This window comes from Paenibacillus xylanexedens (assembly GCF_007680605.1).
Lineage (GTDB): Bacteria > Bacillota > Bacilli > Paenibacillales > Paenibacillaceae > Paenibacillus > Paenibacillus xylanexedens_B.
This window is the reverse complement of the sequence record NZ_VEIO01000001.1, coordinates 3003856-3019937: the sequence shown is the minus strand read 5'-3', so window position 1 is coordinate 3019937 and position 16082 is coordinate 3003856. Positions and strand designations below refer to the sequence as shown.

Genomic DNA, 16082 nt, shown 5'->3' with positions numbered 1-16082 from the left:
GAAAGACCCAAGAAGCACCAAACAATCTATCTATGGTATGAAAAAATAACCCGGATAAACAAACAGGCGCCCTTCCAAAAGGGGCGCTGTTTGTTTATCCAATCTATAAAAGCATACAACGATGTACATCGGTACATCGTGTATCAACTAAGTCGCCGCGGTTTGTTTGCCGCGATTGCGAATCCATTTGATGACATCCATCAGGATCACCGCGCCAAGCGCAAGCCCGCCTGCGATCAGGAGCTCATCCCAGCCGAAGGTGTCAGGAATGGCAAAGATGCCGCGAACACCCGGAATCAGCGTAATACCGTAGAGGCAGAGACAGACCACAATCGAACCAAGCACCAGCTTGTTGGTCAGGAAACCGACCTGGAAGATGGTCTGGGTGTTGGAACGTGCCGCAAAGGTTTGCAGACTGCGCGCCAGGATCAGTGTAGTAAACGCCATCGCGACACTCATCTCTTCCGAGATACCGAGTCCGATATACTGTGACACGATAACGGCGACGCCAATGAGAACCCCGCGGATAATGACAGCCTGCAACGTTCCGCCTGCAAAAATACCCTCGTTAATGTCACGCGGCTTGCGCCGCATCACATCCGGTTCGGCTTTCTCCGTGCCGAGTGCAATAGCTGGCAAGGAGTCGTTGACCAGGTTGATAAACAGCAGTTGTAGCGCTGTGAATGGATTAACCCAGCCGACAACCAGTGCGAAGAGGATGGCGATAATGGCGCCGAGATTACCGGCGAACAGATAGGCGATAGCCTTTTTAATATTATCAAATACCATCCGTCCAACGCTGACCGCATTCACAATGGATACAAAATTATCGTCAGTCAGGATCATCGCCGCCGCATCTTTGGCGACATCCGTTCCACTTCCCATGGCTACGCCGATATCGGCTTGTTTCAGTGCAGGAGCGTCGTTGACACCATCTCCGGTCATGGCTGCAATTTTGCCTTTACGCTGCCATGCACGCACGATCCGAATTTTGTTCTCTGGGGACACCCGTGCATAAACGGAGATATGCTCCAGCTGCCGATCCAGCTCTTCATCAGACATCTTATCCAGCTCGGCACCGGTGATTGCAAGATCATCTTTGTTTGCCAGCCCAATGTCAATGCCGATGGCCTGAGCTGTTGTTTTGTGGTCACCCGTAATCATGATGGTGCGAATGCCTGCTTTTTTCGACTCTTCAATGGAGCCATATACCGCTTCACGCGGCGGATCAATCATCGCGGTCAGACCAACTAAGGTAAGATCGGATTCGTCCTCAGGCGTGACCTCTTTTTTGTCATCAAAACGTTTGTATGCGTAGGCTAGCACCCGGAATGCGCGTTTGGAGAATGCCTCATTTTTTTCTTCAAATTGAGCACGAATCTCAGGGGTCAGCGGTTGTGCCTCACCGTGGATAAATACATGACTGCAGCGACTGAACAACACATCCGGGCCGCCTTTGGTCAACAAAGCAGTATGCCCCTCAAAGGTATGCACCGTGCTCATCAGCTTGCGATCCGAGTCAAACGGAAGCTCGGCTTCCCGTGGAAACTGATCCCGGATTTCGTTGTAATCCTTGTTCACACTGTTGCTAAACGCAATGAGTGCAACTTCGGTGGGATCACCAAGCTCCTTGCCCTCCTGATTGATGTTCGAATCATTACAGAGTACGGCAATATGTAACAACCGACGTTCTTCTTCCGACCATTCGGCAGGATCATCGGGAAACTCGTCTTTTGTACCATGAGGAATGTAATAATCCACAACGGTCATTTTATTTTGAGTAAGTGTACCGGTTTTATCCGTGCAAATAATGCTGGCCGATCCCAACGCTTCCACCGCGGGCAATCTGCGAATGATTGCATGTTGCTTGGCCATCTTGCTGGTACCCAGTGATAGTACGATGGTGACGATGGAGGAGAGTGCTTCAGGTATGGCGGCCACTGCCACGGCTACAGCAAACATCAACGCATTGATAAGCGACGGGCCGATATTCTCGGTGCCTTCTGTCAGCCACACCCGTCCCGCCTCAATGGCAAAAATGAGAATCGACAGGCCCAGGATGAAAAAGCCCAGCTTTTTGCTGAACGATTCCAGCTTGCGCTGTAGCGGTGTTTCCTTGGCTTCCGCATTTTCAATCAGCTCGGCGATTTTTCCGATTTCGGTTTTCAGTGCCGTACCTGTAATGACAATCGTGCCACGACCGTATACAACCAGGGAGCCACTGAACGCCATGTTGCGCCGATCTCCAATTCCAGCCTCTTCTGATATCACATCCGCATGTTTTTCGGCAGCTTCGGATTCGCCAGTTAACATACCTTCATTGATTTTGAGACTGCCGGATTCCAGAATGCGTCCGTCTGCGGGCACGTAATCCCCGGCATCAAGCAATACGATGTCGCCAGGTACGAGCTCCCGCGCAGGAAGCGTCTGCTTCTGACCATCTCGAATAACCTTGGCCTCAGGGGCAGACATCTGCCGAAGGGCATCCAGTGAACTTTCTGCCTTCTTGGTTTGCACAACACTAATGACAGCGTTTAGCAGAATGACGAGAAAAATAATTAGAGATTCGATCAGATGTCCAAGCACAACCTGCACAGCAGCTGCGATGAGAAGCACGATGACCATCGGATCTTTAAAATTTTCAAGAAACAGTTTCCAGGTCGGTGTTGCGTCTTTTCCTTTTAACTCGTTATATCCTGCGGATTCTAATCTCTTCGCTGCTTCGGAGGTGGAAAGCCCTCTTTCGGAACTTTGTACCTCCTGCAATACTTCCTCTGCACTGCGCCTGTAATGTTGCAATCGACCAGCTCCTTGGCATGTGATTTATATGTGTATTACCCGAACGGACAAAAACTAGAATCGCCTATTGATATTGTTTTATCAACATTGGATATGTAGTTGGAGGATAGGCTTGAACAGCGTTAGCTGTCAATGTCATTATTCATAATTCCAGTGATACTTATGCGTGGTACTGGTAATTGGTTGGATGATATTCTGATATAAGTTTTAAAAGGGAAAATATAGATATTGGTTTACAAAACTGTGTGTCAGATCACAATTGTGTGCCTCCAGCTCTGTTAGGCTAGTTCGTAACGAAGAGTTCATTTGGTCTGGAGGAGATGTATATGTTTTGTTATCAATGTGAACAGACGCCGAGTGGTGGATGTAAAGTAATAGGGGTATGTGGTAAAAACGAAACGATTGCCAGCTTGCAGGATACGATGATCTTTGCCCTGAAAGGGATTGCGGCTTATGCTACACACGCACGGCAGCTTGGTTATACCGATCCTGAGGTGGATCGGGTCACACACGAAGCTTTATATATGACGCTTACGAACTCAAACTTTAATCAGCAGGAACATCTGGAGATGGCGATGAAAGTCGGAAATGCCGCCATTCGAATCATGGATGTATTGGACCGTGCGCATACCGATCGATTCGGTATTCCTCAGCCGATCACGGTGAGTCAGAACCAGATTGAAGGTCATTGTATCGTCGTGACGGGTCACAATCTGTACGCCCTCGAAGAATTGCTGCGTCAGACAGAAGGCAAAGGCATCAACATCTACACGCATTCCGAAATGCTACCTGCGCATGGTTACCCGGCATTAAAGAAGTATGCTCATCTTAAAGGGAATATCGGTAAAGCCTGGTACGATCAGCGTAGGCTGTTTGAAGAATTCCCGGGTGCCATTCTGGCCACAACGAACTGTGTCATGCCGATCAAAGGCACCTATGCAGATCGTTTCTTCTCCTATGAAGTCGCTGGTCTTGAGGGAGTAACGAAAATTGAAGGCGAGAATTTCTCACCTCTTATTGAGCGAGCGTTGTCACTGCCAGTGGCGAACATCCAATCCGAGCAAGTATTAACGACAGGTTATCACCATGAGACCGTGATTGGGCTTGCACCAGAGATTATCCAGGCCGTCAAAGACGGACATATCCGTCGCTTCTTTGTCATTGCAGGCTGTGACGCACCGGGTAAGGGCGGTAACTATTACCGTGAACTCGCTACGTCGCTACCGAATGATACCGTCATTCTCACCACCTCTTGCGGCAAGTTCCGTTTCAATGATGTGGATTACGGTACGGTGGGAAACACGGGCATTCCGCGGTATATCGACTTGGGTCAATGCAACAACTCCGGTTCAACCGTGAAAATCGCAATGGCTTTGGCCGATGCTTTTGGCTGCACGGTGAACGAGCTTCCTGTAAGCATCGTGCTGTCATGGTTTGAGCAAAAAGCGGTAGCAATTCTGCTCGGCCTGTTCAGCCTAGGTATCCAGGATATCCGAATCGGACCAAAACCACCTGAATTTATTTCGGAAGGTGTATTGAATGTGCTTGTGGATCTGTTTGGCTTGAAACTGATTACGACGGCAGAAGAAGATATGAATGCAATGTTGGCGTTGTCTTAGGTAAGTTTAGCTACATGAGTAGAGTGGATAAAAGAGTCGTGCTTCCTGCACGGCTTTTTTCGCGTTGTAATCCAATTCCCACACAGCATTGCACAGAGCCTGCTATTCAGGTAGGATGAGTTCAAATCGATATGATGGTGGCTGTGAGTATGGCGAATTAGACCAATAGAAAAGTAGAGTCAGGACTGGGCTTGCAAGTGTGCGGGCTTTTTTTCAAGAGTATGAACGTAGAAAGGATAAGGATATGCCTCAGAACATGGAATGGATCGCTCAGTGGAGATCAACAAAGGCATTAACCAATACATGGATATCAACCGGGGAGCGGCACTACTTTGCCAGTCACAGCTTGATATTTATTATAGATGGGAAAGCGACATGGAATATAAATGGTCAAAGGGTTCACGCCTCTTTCGGAGAATTAATTGCGATTGAAGAGAAATCTGTGTTGGAGGTCATGGACGGAGGCGATATGGATCTGGCAGGCTGGCATGTTCAGTTCGATACCTACGCTGTATTTGATGATCGGCGGGAAGTAGAGAAATTTGATTGGGAGGTACCGTCAGGCGAAGCCTATCAGAAGATGCAGCTGTCAGGAGGAAGCCTCGCCAGTATTATTCAGCACTTGAGTGAAGAAAACACGGATATTCGGAGTGAACGGGTTGGAAATCAGCATTTGTTATATGAACTTTTAAATAATCTATATCAGCAAAAGGGAGATAACGAGCTCAATTCGGAAAACGGTATACTCCGTTCCATCGATTATATGAGAGAGCATTATGGTCAGGTGATTACGCGCGGACAGCTGGCACAGATCGCCGGCATCACTCCATGGCACTATTCCCGCAAATTCAGTGAACAATTTGGCAAGTCACCGCTGGATTATCTGGCTCATTATCGCATCTATCGCGCTCAGGAAGAACTGTTATTAACTTCAGCGACTTCACAACATATTGCTAAAAAGTCCGGGTTTGAGGATGCTCATTATTTCAGCCGCCGCTTCAAACAACTGACAGGGGTATCACCAAAACAATATAGACAAACTTTGAAGCATCGTAGATTCGTAGTGCTCTCTCCAATCTGTGCAGAGATAATGATTCATCTGGGGGTAATTCCTCATGCCGTGATGGTCACTCCGATCCTGCTGTCTCCACATCAACGTGAGCAATTTATAGAATATGGGGTGAGGCTGCTCGAGGTTACGCAATATGATGTGGACTTAGAACTTGTTCGACAAGCCGAGCCGGAGATCATTGTGGGCAACAGTATGACGGAAAAGGTTAAAAAAGAGCTGCGCACGATTGCACCGCTCATTACAGGACTTCATCAGAACATAGAGTCTTTGCTAGATCAATTGGCAGTCTGGTTGCATATGGAAAAGAAAGCTCAGGGACTTCAGTTGCAACTGCAACAACAGATCAGCGAAACACAACAACAGTTACAACCTATCGTTCAATCCGCCTCGACAGTTATGTTGCTAAGAGTAGAAGCGTTTGGTTATCGTTACTTGGGTGGGCATTCATACGGGATATCACAGTTGTTATATGGTCAGCTTGGATTAGCACTTCCACAAGCACTGGAACAAGGTACAGCCTGGTTCAATCCTTGCTCGCTTGAGTTGCTGGTACAAGCCGATCCGGATTATCTGTTTGTGGAGAAACGAATCATGCAGCATTTCAGCGGGGACGACAATATGAGAAAATTGTTGGCGAGTCCACAATGGAGCCAACTAAAGGCGGTAAAAAATAACCGTGTGACGTTCATAGACACCCATCTGTGGATCGACGGTCATGGCATTGCCGGCCAGCAGCTGATTCAGAATCAGATCGTCAGCCATCTGACAGAAACTGCTCCAGAGCGAGCACAATAATCCATGGGGTTATGCACGATATGCTATGGATGAAACACTTCTTATTTGATAATATTTGATAATAATTATCATTATCAATACATATAAGGGGCGAAGCATATCATGTTACGACGTTTCAGAGGGTTCGGTATCATGCTGGTGGTGATCTGCATTTTGCTGGCGGCATGTTCCAGCGGAACCGAAGAGGAGACAACAGCGGGTATATCAGGAACCCGGAGTGAGGAAGCAACAAGTACAACAAAAGTAGAAGCGAATAGCAGTGGAACCAAAGTGGTGAAGGATCAGTTTGGAGAGGTGACCATCCCTACCCATCCTCAAAATCTGGTTGTGTTTGATTCCATCTATGCTGAGTATTTAATTGAGATGGGAGTTACACCACAGATCGTATTGTATACGCCCGAAGTCGAAGCGGAATATCGACCGGCCTATTTTAAAGAACACGGTGTTCAGACGATCGAAGTAGAACAGTATCAATATAATTACGAGCAGTTGCTTGCGTTATCTCCGGATATGATTCTTACAGCCGGCGAAGGTATGGAACAGGGCGTATATGATGAATTATCTAAAATTGCTCCGACTGTGGCACTGGATGCCAATAGTGAAATGGAGCGGGCGATGCCGAAATTAGCGGCCATCTTCGACAAAACGGAGGAATCTGCTAAGGTACTGGCCGAATTTGACCAGAAGGCTGCACAGGCCAAAGATAAGATTGTAGCTGCTCTGGGGGACAAGACAGTATTAGTCCTGCGTGTGGAGCACAATCGTTACCGTTTCATGGGTCCCAAAGGGGGAAGCAGCAGTGTCTTTTTCTATGAAACCCTCGGTTTGAACAGTCCGGAGGCCATTAAAGATTCTACCGATTGGTTCAGTCAGTTCTCTCTGGAATTTTTGCCGGAGTTGAATCCGGATTATATCTTCTTGGAAGACAGAACCCTCGTAGGTTATGACACGAAGAAATCCATGGAAGATCTGAAGGCAAGCCAGGTGTGGGCGAATCTGAAGGCTGTGAAGAATGATCATGTTTTCCCTCTGAAAACAAGTGAATTCGTATCTGGTGTGGGTCCGATCGGTTCGGTTAAATTAATGGACTATGTTGTTGGAAAGTTGGTGCCTTGATGAATACAGAGAAGCAACAGGACATTTATGATATTACGATCGTAGGCGGTGGGCCTGCTGGAATGTACTCTGCATTCTACAGCGGAATGAGAGCCATGCGTACTAAAATCATTGAAGCCAAACAGGAACTCGGCGGATTTATGCGTACATATCCGGAAAAGTTGATCTGGGATGTGGGGGGAATCGAGCCTGTACGTTGTGAGAAGCTGATTGAATCATTGGAGGTACAAGCGAGAACATTCGACCCTACTATCGTATTCGGCCAACAGATTGATCAGATGCATCGGCGTGAAGATGGGATATTCGTGCTGACAAGCAAGACGGGAGAGCAGCATTACACACGCACCATCCTTTTATGTGCAGGTCGGGGAATGACACAGGTCCAAAAGCTCGACATTGAGGGTGCCAACCGTTATGAACTGACCAATCTGCATTACACGGTTACAGATCTTTCCCGTTTCAGGGGTAAGCGGATTCTGATCTCGGGAGGTGGCGATTCAGCCATTGACTGGGCCAATGAAATAGCTAAAATTGCGAATGAAGTCATAGTGGTACATCGGCGACATGAGTTCGCCGCACATGAAACGCCAGTCGCTCAGATGAAAGCTCATGCTCAGGTCTTAACGCCCTACAGGATCTCTCATTTGTATGGTGAGGGTGATCAGATAAACCGTGTTGAACTTGAACACATGGAAACCAAGGAAATAAAGCAACTTGATGTAGATGAAGTGATTGTGAGTCATGGTTACGATCGTGACTTCGGTAATCTCGTACAGTGGGGACTGGAACGGGAGGATTATGGAGTGACCGTTGATCAGCGCATGCGTACCAGCATTCCAGGTGTGTTTGGAGCCGGTGACTTTATCACTTACGGAAGCAAAGTGCGACTGATTGCAGGAGCCTTTAACGATGCAGTGCTTGCAGTTAACAGTGCCAAGCTGTATCTTGAACCCGCAGCATCCGATATGGCGGGTGTGTCTTCTCACAATGCCCGGTTCTTTGAGAAAAACAAAGCTATTTCCAACAGATAGACAGGCGTATGTGTCTGTCAGGAATAGGAGAGATTGTGAGATTCATTGGATGAAAGTCAATAGCCTTGCCAGCCACCCGAGAAGTTCTTGGTGTGGCTGGCAAGTTTTTTTTATGTTTCAAGTTATATTTGCAAGTTAGATGGGGATTTTGAAATCACAGATCAAAAAGTATGAGCACTTGTTCGTTTAAATGCTGTATAGTTAGTAACTAATTTTCGAACTTAATCAAAGAACCAAAAATGTGAATATATGGTGAAATGGTCCATTGAATTCGTCCGGTATCCCTCCTTTTCTTATATAATTAAAACAATAAGAAGGGAGTTGCCAAATGAAAAAGTCGTTATGGATTATTGCTAGTGTGGCACTTGTAATCGTACTTGGAACATACTTGATCGCGAATACGGCGGGCCAAAAGAAGACCGAACTAGCGGATGCACCGGATATCCGAAAGCTGGTTGAAGAGATCAGTACAGGCCGGGAAACACTGAAGTCTGCTTCAATCAGTGCGACAACGTTAACCTTGACAGATGCGGGAAACCAGGAAACGTCCTACGATTTGCCGGAAGACGAATTTTTTCTCTCCATTGCTCCTTATGTAGAACAGACACATCCCTGTGAGATTCATAGTTTAACGGGTTGCCGAGGAGAGATGGCGAATGAACAATTCAGTGTGACGATTCATGATTCCGAAGGCAACACCTTGATGAAAGATGAACTGTTGAAGTCCGGTGCCAATGGATTTATGGATTTGTGGGTACCGCGTGACAGAACGTATTCAATCCGTATTGTTCACGGCGGGAAGGTGGCTGAAACACAATTATCTACATACAAAACGGATCAGACCTGTATCACGACAATGCAGTTAATCTAAGCTGAGGTTCAAGCCGAACAAGCATCAAGCTAAGAAAAGCAGATCAACATACAAACTGATGATATAAAGATGCAATAAAGACAAGGAAAGGCAGCCTCAAGGGGCATGTCTTTCCTTTTTCTATTGGTAATTAAGAATGTGAAAATTATGAGACGACGTTGACAAAAAAGAAGTTCATAGGTGATAATGATAATTGTTATCATATAAATACATACAAACATAGAGGAGATTAGAGATATGAAAAAAGGGTTACATGGACTATTCATCATGATGGCATTTGTTTTAGTGCTGGTTGGATGCGGCAAAAATGCTACGACAACAGAACCAAGTAAAAATACTAATTTGGGCAGTGCTCCTGCTGAAGAGGCTGCTGGACCGGTTACTGTCCAAGATAATCGTGGGGAATTTACATTGGACAAGCCCGCTAAACGTGTCGTGACACTGGAATGGACATATACAGAGGATGTTGTTGCTTTAGGGGTTCAACCTGTGGGTAACGCAGATAATGCCAATTATAAAGTTTATGTAACCGATCAAGCTGCTCTGGATGACAGTGTTACGGATATCGGAACACGCAGTGAGCCGAATATGGAGGCTATTGCAGCACTGAAGCCGGATCTAATCATTGCTAATGCCGATAACAATTCAAACGTATATGAGCAGTTGAAGGCTATTGCTCCAACACTGGAGTTTGATCCATACAACGGTGATGGTTACAACTATGACAAGATGACGACCATTTTTAATACGATTGCAACCGCTTTGGGCAAAGAAGATAAAGCAAAAGAAGTACTCAGCAACTTGGATCAGCATTATGTGGAAGCGAAAGAAAAGCTGGCAGCTGCCGGAAAAGAAAACTTCCACTTTGCACTAACACAGGCATTCACGTATCAAAATGCAGCTTCCCTGCGTATGTTCAGTGACAACTCGGTTGTAGTGGGTACGTTGAACAAAATTGGCATGGTGAATGACTGGCAGCCGGACAAACTTGAAAACTACGGTTTCTCTACAGTTGGGATTGAATCCTTATCAACCGTGCAAGATAGCAATTTTATCTATATTACACAGCCAGACGATGATGTATTTGGCACAGCGATGAAGGATAATTCCGTTTGGAAAGGTCTGAACTTTGTGAAGGAAAAGCGCATCTATCAATTGGGAAGTACGACATGGACATTTGGCGGCCCGATTTCCTCCAAGGTGTTGGTAGACGGCGTGGTTGAGGCGATTACCAAATGAGTCTGACTCAACAAGGAATGAAGCCAGCCACGAGCTGGCGTATGATAAGCATCTATGGGGGCGGTCTAACCGCCCTTATCGTGCTTTTTTTTGTAAGTCTGTGTTATGGGGAAGCGGCCATTTCGTTGCATGATGTTTGGGGCGCGCTTACAAACAGACAAGAAACACTCGAACATAACATGGTATGGGATTTGCGGATGCCGCGCACCGTAATCGGTATTCTGGCAGGGGGTGCACTGGCTGTTGCCGGCGCGTTGTTACAGACGATCACTCGTAACCCGCTTGCGGCTTCGGATACACTCGGGATTAATGCCGGAGCGTATTTTGTTGTGGTGCTTGGTGCCATTCTTTTTCCATCTATACTCAGCCAGTCCCCGTTTCTTTTCGCTGCTATGGGCGGATTGGTTGCAGCGTTCGCAGCTTATTTTATGGGCGGTGGGCGTACGTCAACGCCGGTACGACTAGCGTTATCGGGTATGATCGTGTCCATGGTGCTAGGTTCATTCACAAGTGCCTTGCATATTTTTTTCTCAATGGAAACTCAAGGCTTATTTCTCTGGGGTTCAGGGACTCTTGTCCAGAATGACTGGACAGGTGTGAACTATGTCTGGCCTTGGGTCACAGGCGTAACGCTTCTGGCTCTGGTTCTGTCCAAACAGTGGGATATGTTGGAGCTGGATGAATCAACAGCCTCTTCTTTGGGTCAGAGAGTTGGACTTGCTCGAACAGCCGGGCTGATCATTGCCGTTATTCTGGCTGCCGTGATCGTCAGTGTAATCGGGCCTATCGGTTTTGTAGGTCTGGTTGCTCCACATCTGGTTCGTCTGAGTGGTGTTCGCTCCAATCGGCTTTTGATTCCGGGTGTTTTCATCTGGGGGGCAGCGTTGCTGGTAGGTGCAGATGTTCTTGCCAAAATGATACACAACTCCAGTATGGAATTGCCAACCGGTGCTGTGATGGCGATTATTGGTGCACCATGGCTTATCTGGCTCGTGCTGACTCGAATGAAAGCAGGAAATGGTGCTGGCATGACGACATCGATGAGTACGGGGGGGCGCGTACGACGTTTTGCCTTCACGCCGATCGCAATTCTGTTTTCTGCCATTACGGTTCTATTGCTGTTGCTCAGTACGATGTTCGGTGGAATGCGTATTCCACTAGCTGACCTGCTCAAGAGTTTGTTCGAGTCAGATGGGGTGTTTTCTGGCATCGTTCAGCTTCGTATCCCGCGTACTTTGGTGGCTGCAGGGGCAGGGGCGGCTCTCGCCATTAGCGGGGTGCTGATCCAGATGGCCGTTCGTAATCCACTGGCAGATGCATCGATTGTAGGTGTATCTTCCGGCGCAGGGCTTGGTGCCATGATGGTGTTCATTCTATGGCCCGGGCTGCCGATGTATGTGTTGCCTGTTGCCGCTATCGCAGGTGCCGCCATTGCGGCTGCAGTTGTATTCTCTCTTTCTTGGAAAAAAGGCTTGAATCCTTCCGCCGTTGTATTGCTGGGGATTGCCATGTCAGCCATTGCTGGCGCAGGTATACAGATTCTGATCGTACGCGGTGCCGTGTACGGCAGCAGCGGTTATATCTGGCTGACAGGCAGCACGTATGCCCGTACATGGGATCAGGTCAAAGTAATCGCTATATTCCTGTTGATTTTGGTACCAGTGGCCTGGTGGCTTGCTCGCAAGTTTGAACTGCTTGTCTTTGACGACAATAGCGCTTCCGGGCTTGGGGTGAATGTACGTCGTACTCGCTTATTGGCAATGACTGTGGGCGTACTGCTCGCGGCTGGAGCGGTCGCTTGTGTTGGAACGGTTGGATTTATCGGTCTGATTGCACCACATATGGTTCGGTTGCTGACAGGGCACAAACTGAGACAGTCGATGTTTCTGTCCGCGCTAGCCGGAGCCGTAATGCTGGTGCTCGCAGATACGATTGGCAGAACCGTGATGGCTCCAACAGAAATACCGTCAGGCATTCTCATCGCGATTATCGGTACACCATACTTCCTGTATCTGATGTACCGATCGAACTGGCGCAAAGCAGTAAAATGAAGGTTGAAGTAAAAAAGCACCAAACCCGAATCAGAAGGGTTTGGTGCTTTTACTTTTGTTTCAAAACAAATCTGTATCACATGTCACACTACATCCTAAAAACTACAATCTATCTGCCTAACTTGTCAGGAATCAGCATACCGCTCGCTTCTACGTAGTGAAGGGCTTGTTGCAGTTGATCCATATCCTGAACGAGAGCAAGTCTGACGTATCCTTCGCCTGAAGGCCCAAAGGCGCTGCCTGGTGTAACAATGACACCTGCCCGTGTGACGAGATCAGTAGCAAATTGCTCAGACGTATCGTAATGTGCGGGAATGCGTGTCCAAATGAACATCGTAGCTTCGGGTTTGCTGATCGGCCATCCCAGCTTGGCAAAACCTTCACACAGCATATCCCGTCGTTCTTCATAGATGGATCTTACCCGCTCTACATCACTTTGGTCACCTGAAATGGCCGCTATTGCCGCCTTCTGAATCGGGATAAACATGCCGTAATCCATATTGGATTTCAGCTTTTTAAGCATGGAAACAACTTTCGAATTTCCCATACAAAAACCGATTCGTGCTCCAGCTAGTCCATAGGTTTTGGATAGGGAGTTAAATTCAATGCCTACATCCATGGCACCGGGAAAGGCCAGGAAACTACCGCAGGTTTGTTGGTCAAACACAAGCTCGCTATACGCGTTATCATGCAATACGATAATATCGTACTTTTTGGCAAAAGCGATCAAATCCTCATAAAAGGAGTCGGGAGCCATCGCTGTTGTTGGATTGTTCGGATACGATACAAGCATGAACTTAGCCCGTTCGGCTATGGCCTCAGGGATGTCTTGTAATTGAATAACATAATGATGTTCCTCTTTTTGCGGCATATAATATAGCTCAGCCCCGGCCAGAAGAGGGCCATCTGCAAACACCGGATAACAGGGATCAGGTACCAGAACAAGATCCCCTTCGTCGACAATAGAAAGGGAAATGTGTGCAAGTCCTTCCTGCGAGCCGAGCAGCGAGCAGATTTCTGTCGCCGGGTTCAGCTCGACTTGATATCGCCGTCTGTACCAGTCACTTGCCGCCTGAAGCAGTTCCTTCTGGTCGTTTACAGCATAGATGTAATTGGCCGGATCAGCGGCGGCTTCACCGAGTGCTTTCATGATGTGTGGAGCGGGCGGGATATTGGGTGTTCCGACGCTAAGATCGATGACGGGTTGCCCGTTCTCCAGCCGGCGGCGCTTAATTTCCAGCAATTTGGTGAAGATGCCTTCACTAAAGTGATCCATTCGTTTTGCAAATCTCATGATCAATCCATCATCCTCCAGTGCTCTTCGTACGCATGTATTTAATAATAAATGGATCGCGTACAAAAGAGAAGAGCAGGAGGGTGGTACAGCTTATTGCACTTTAAAATGACTCAGTTCTTCCTGCAGTTTAGCAGACAGTTGATTCAACTGATTGGACAGATCGGCTACTTGTTGAATACTTTCCAGTTGCTCCTGTGTGCTTGCGCTGACTTCTTCCGTTGAGGCAGAGTTCTCTTCCGTAGTGGAGGAGATAATCTCCAGCGCCTGGAAAATCTCATCTTTGTGCTGATGCACACTAGAGGTGCCGTTCGTGATCTGTGCCATACGCAACTTCAGTTCTTCCAAATCTTTGTTGATGTTGTAGAAAACCTGCTTCGTGTCTTCTACAGATTTGGTGTTCTCTTCGGCAATTTTCATTCCTCGCATCGTGTGTTCTACAGACAAGGATGTTTTTTCTTCGATGACACTTACTTTTTTGTTAATCTCCTCTGTAGCCAGAGCGGTTTGTTCTGCCAGCTTGCGAACTTCTTCTGCGACGACAGCGAATCCTCGGCCATGTTCCCCGGCGCGTGCAGCTTCAATAGAAGCATTAAGCGCAAGCAGATTGGTCTGAGATGCGATTTGTTTTACCGTATCTACAAAACTGGAAATCTCATTCCGGCTCTGATCGATCTCCTGAATAATGGAGGAGATGGATTGAGTGGAACTGTGGTTCTCCGCTGACCATTTGGACAGTTGCTCCACAACCGCAAGTCCTTGACTGCTTTGATCAACAGAGGTTTGCACCATGGACCCCATCGCTTGTGCATCAGCGGCAATTTCATCAATTTGGCTTGATAATGAGCCTGTTTTACGTAAAATGTTCTCCGTTTCAATCGATTGATAATTGGTTGCATTCGCAATTTCATTGATCGCCGTAGACGTATCGTTCATGGTTACAGCGGTTCTGGAGGATATCGATTGCAAGTCATTGGATGAATGATTCAGCACTTGAGCTGAATTGCCAACAATTTGCAACATGCCTTGAATCTTCTTCACCATGGAATTCAGGCCATTCGCAATTTGTCCAATCTCATTATTGGATCTGATATCCAGTTCAACGGTTAAATCACCTTGCTCAATCTGTTTGATCTTACTCAGCAGCTGCGGGATGGTGCGCAATAGACGACGAAGAGTAATATAACTGATAATGACCAGAAGAATTGCAGCTGCAGTGAACCCGCCAAGGGTAAGCCATGTGAATGTCCTAAGTTCTGATAAAACTTCTTTCTCCGAAATGGTGAGACCTACAGACCAGCCTGTATCCTTGCTTGTAGCATATCCGATGTAACGACGTTCCCCATTGTCGTTCATCAGCTGAATACCGGATTCACCAGCAATCATTTTTTTGCCGACTTCTCCCATATCACCTGTAGCGTTCTTGATATTTTCCTTTAACACTTTGTTCTTATCCGGATGGTACAGGATTTCACCGCTCTTGGATAACAAAATGGAATACCCGGTGCTGCCTAGAGAGTAACTCTCCATTATGCTCGGAATATCTTCAAAGGCAATATCCGCTGCAGCAAAACCGATCATGTTGTTGTTATCATCCTTGATTGGATAAAAAATACCCATGAGTACTTTGCCTGCAGATACATCAATGTACGGATCAGAATAGTAAAGTCCGTCTGCATCTTTCACTGGCTGGTAGTAAGGACGTGCCTGAATATCAAAATCCGGTGCGGAAACGACACCGTCGTTTTGTAACCAGAAGCCTTTTCCGTCCATGCCCGCAATCCATGCATCAGCGAATGAAGGTTCTGCTTCCACAATTTTAGCAAGTGTATCTCTTGTTTCAGCAGCATAAGTAGAAGTGGCTGCTTCTGAAGATGACTTCGTTGTTTCTATGTATTGCCTGAATAATTTGTTAGTGGACATTTGTTTGACCAGTGAGCCTTTTTCTTTAAACAGTGCATCGAACTCACTGACAATCGCTTGTGTTTTGGTCTGGAGCATGGACTCCTGCTGTTGAACCAGAATGTTTCGTGTACTTGTGAACATGAATGTTCCGAGTACAGCAAATACGACAACAATGATGATGAGTAGCACAAGAGCCAGTGTGTTCGCCATACTGGATGTACGAGCCCCTTTTTTCCCCCACTTTTTAAAAATGTTTGACATGTTCCATCTCCCCAGATTCTTAATACGAA

10 protein-coding genes are annotated in these 16082 nt (G+C 47.0%); 7 read left to right on the top strand and 3 right to left on the bottom strand.

Going from position 1 to position 16082, the window contains the following annotated elements:
• Positions 1–147 precede the first annotated feature (147 nt).
• Positions 148–2799: a cation-translocating P-type ATPase gene (locus tag FS818_RS13350; protein ID WP_145332380.1), complete on the bottom strand. Its 2652-nt coding sequence runs from the start codon at positions 2797–2799 to the stop codon at positions 148–150.
• A 326-nt stretch (positions 2800–3125) separates the two neighbouring features.
• Between FS818_RS13350 and hcp the strand changes: the two genes are divergently transcribed.
• The 7 genes from hcp to FS818_RS13315 all read left to right on the top strand — a co-directional run bounded on the left by hcp (position 3126) and on the right by FS818_RS13315 (position 12593).
• Complete coding sequence (gene hcp, locus FS818_RS13345) at positions 3126–4418, top strand: hydroxylamine reductase (protein WP_145332378.1); 1293 nt, start codon at positions 3126–3128, stop codon at positions 4416–4418.
• A 256-nt stretch (positions 4419–4674) separates the two neighbouring features.
• Positions 4675–6285 (top strand): helix-turn-helix domain-containing protein, encoded by a 1611-nt coding sequence (locus tag FS818_RS13340; protein ID WP_260989844.1) that lies wholly within the window; start codon positions 4675–4677, stop codon positions 6283–6285.
• 102 nt (positions 6286–6387) lie between these two features.
• Positions 6388–7401 (top strand): ABC transporter substrate-binding protein, encoded by a 1014-nt coding sequence (locus tag FS818_RS13335; protein ID WP_145332374.1) that lies wholly within the window; start codon positions 6388–6390, stop codon positions 7399–7401.
• Positions 7401–8432, top strand: coding sequence for an NAD(P)/FAD-dependent oxidoreductase (locus FS818_RS13330; protein ID WP_145332372.1), 1032 nt, complete (start codon positions 7401–7403; stop codon positions 8430–8432). Before FS818_RS13335 ends, FS818_RS13330 begins: the two co-directional genes overlap by 1 nt.
• A 328-nt stretch (positions 8433–8760) precedes the next feature.
• On the top strand, positions 8761–9303 hold the full coding sequence (locus FS818_RS13325) for a CueP family metal-binding protein (RefSeq protein ID WP_145332370.1): 543 nt from the start codon (positions 8761–8763) through the stop codon (positions 9301–9303).
• 237 nt (positions 9304–9540) lie between these two features.
• Entirely contained in the window at positions 9541–10542 is a 1002-nt protein-coding gene (locus FS818_RS13320; protein ID WP_145332368.1) for an ABC transporter substrate-binding protein, read from the top strand.
• Positions 10543–10544: 2 nt separating this feature from the next.
• Positions 10545–12593: an iron ABC transporter permease gene (locus tag FS818_RS13315; protein ID WP_397351769.1), complete on the top strand. Its 2049-nt coding sequence runs from the start codon at positions 10545–10547 to the stop codon at positions 12591–12593.
• A gap of 109 nt (positions 12594–12702) precedes the next feature.
• Here FS818_RS13315 and FS818_RS13310 read toward each other — a convergent pair whose 3' ends face one another.
• Positions 12703–13887 carry an aminotransferase class I/II-fold pyridoxal phosphate-dependent enzyme gene (locus FS818_RS13310; RefSeq protein WP_145332364.1) on the bottom strand — a complete coding sequence of 395 codons (1185 nt, stop codon included), beginning with the start codon at positions 13885–13887 and terminating at the stop codon, positions 12703–12705.
• 93 nt (positions 13888–13980) lie between these two features.
• Positions 13981–16053 carry a methyl-accepting chemotaxis protein gene (locus FS818_RS13305; RefSeq protein ID WP_145332362.1) on the bottom strand — a complete coding sequence of 691 codons (2073 nt, stop codon included), beginning with the start codon at positions 16051–16053 and terminating at the stop codon, positions 13981–13983.
• Positions 16054–16082 lie beyond the last annotated feature (29 nt).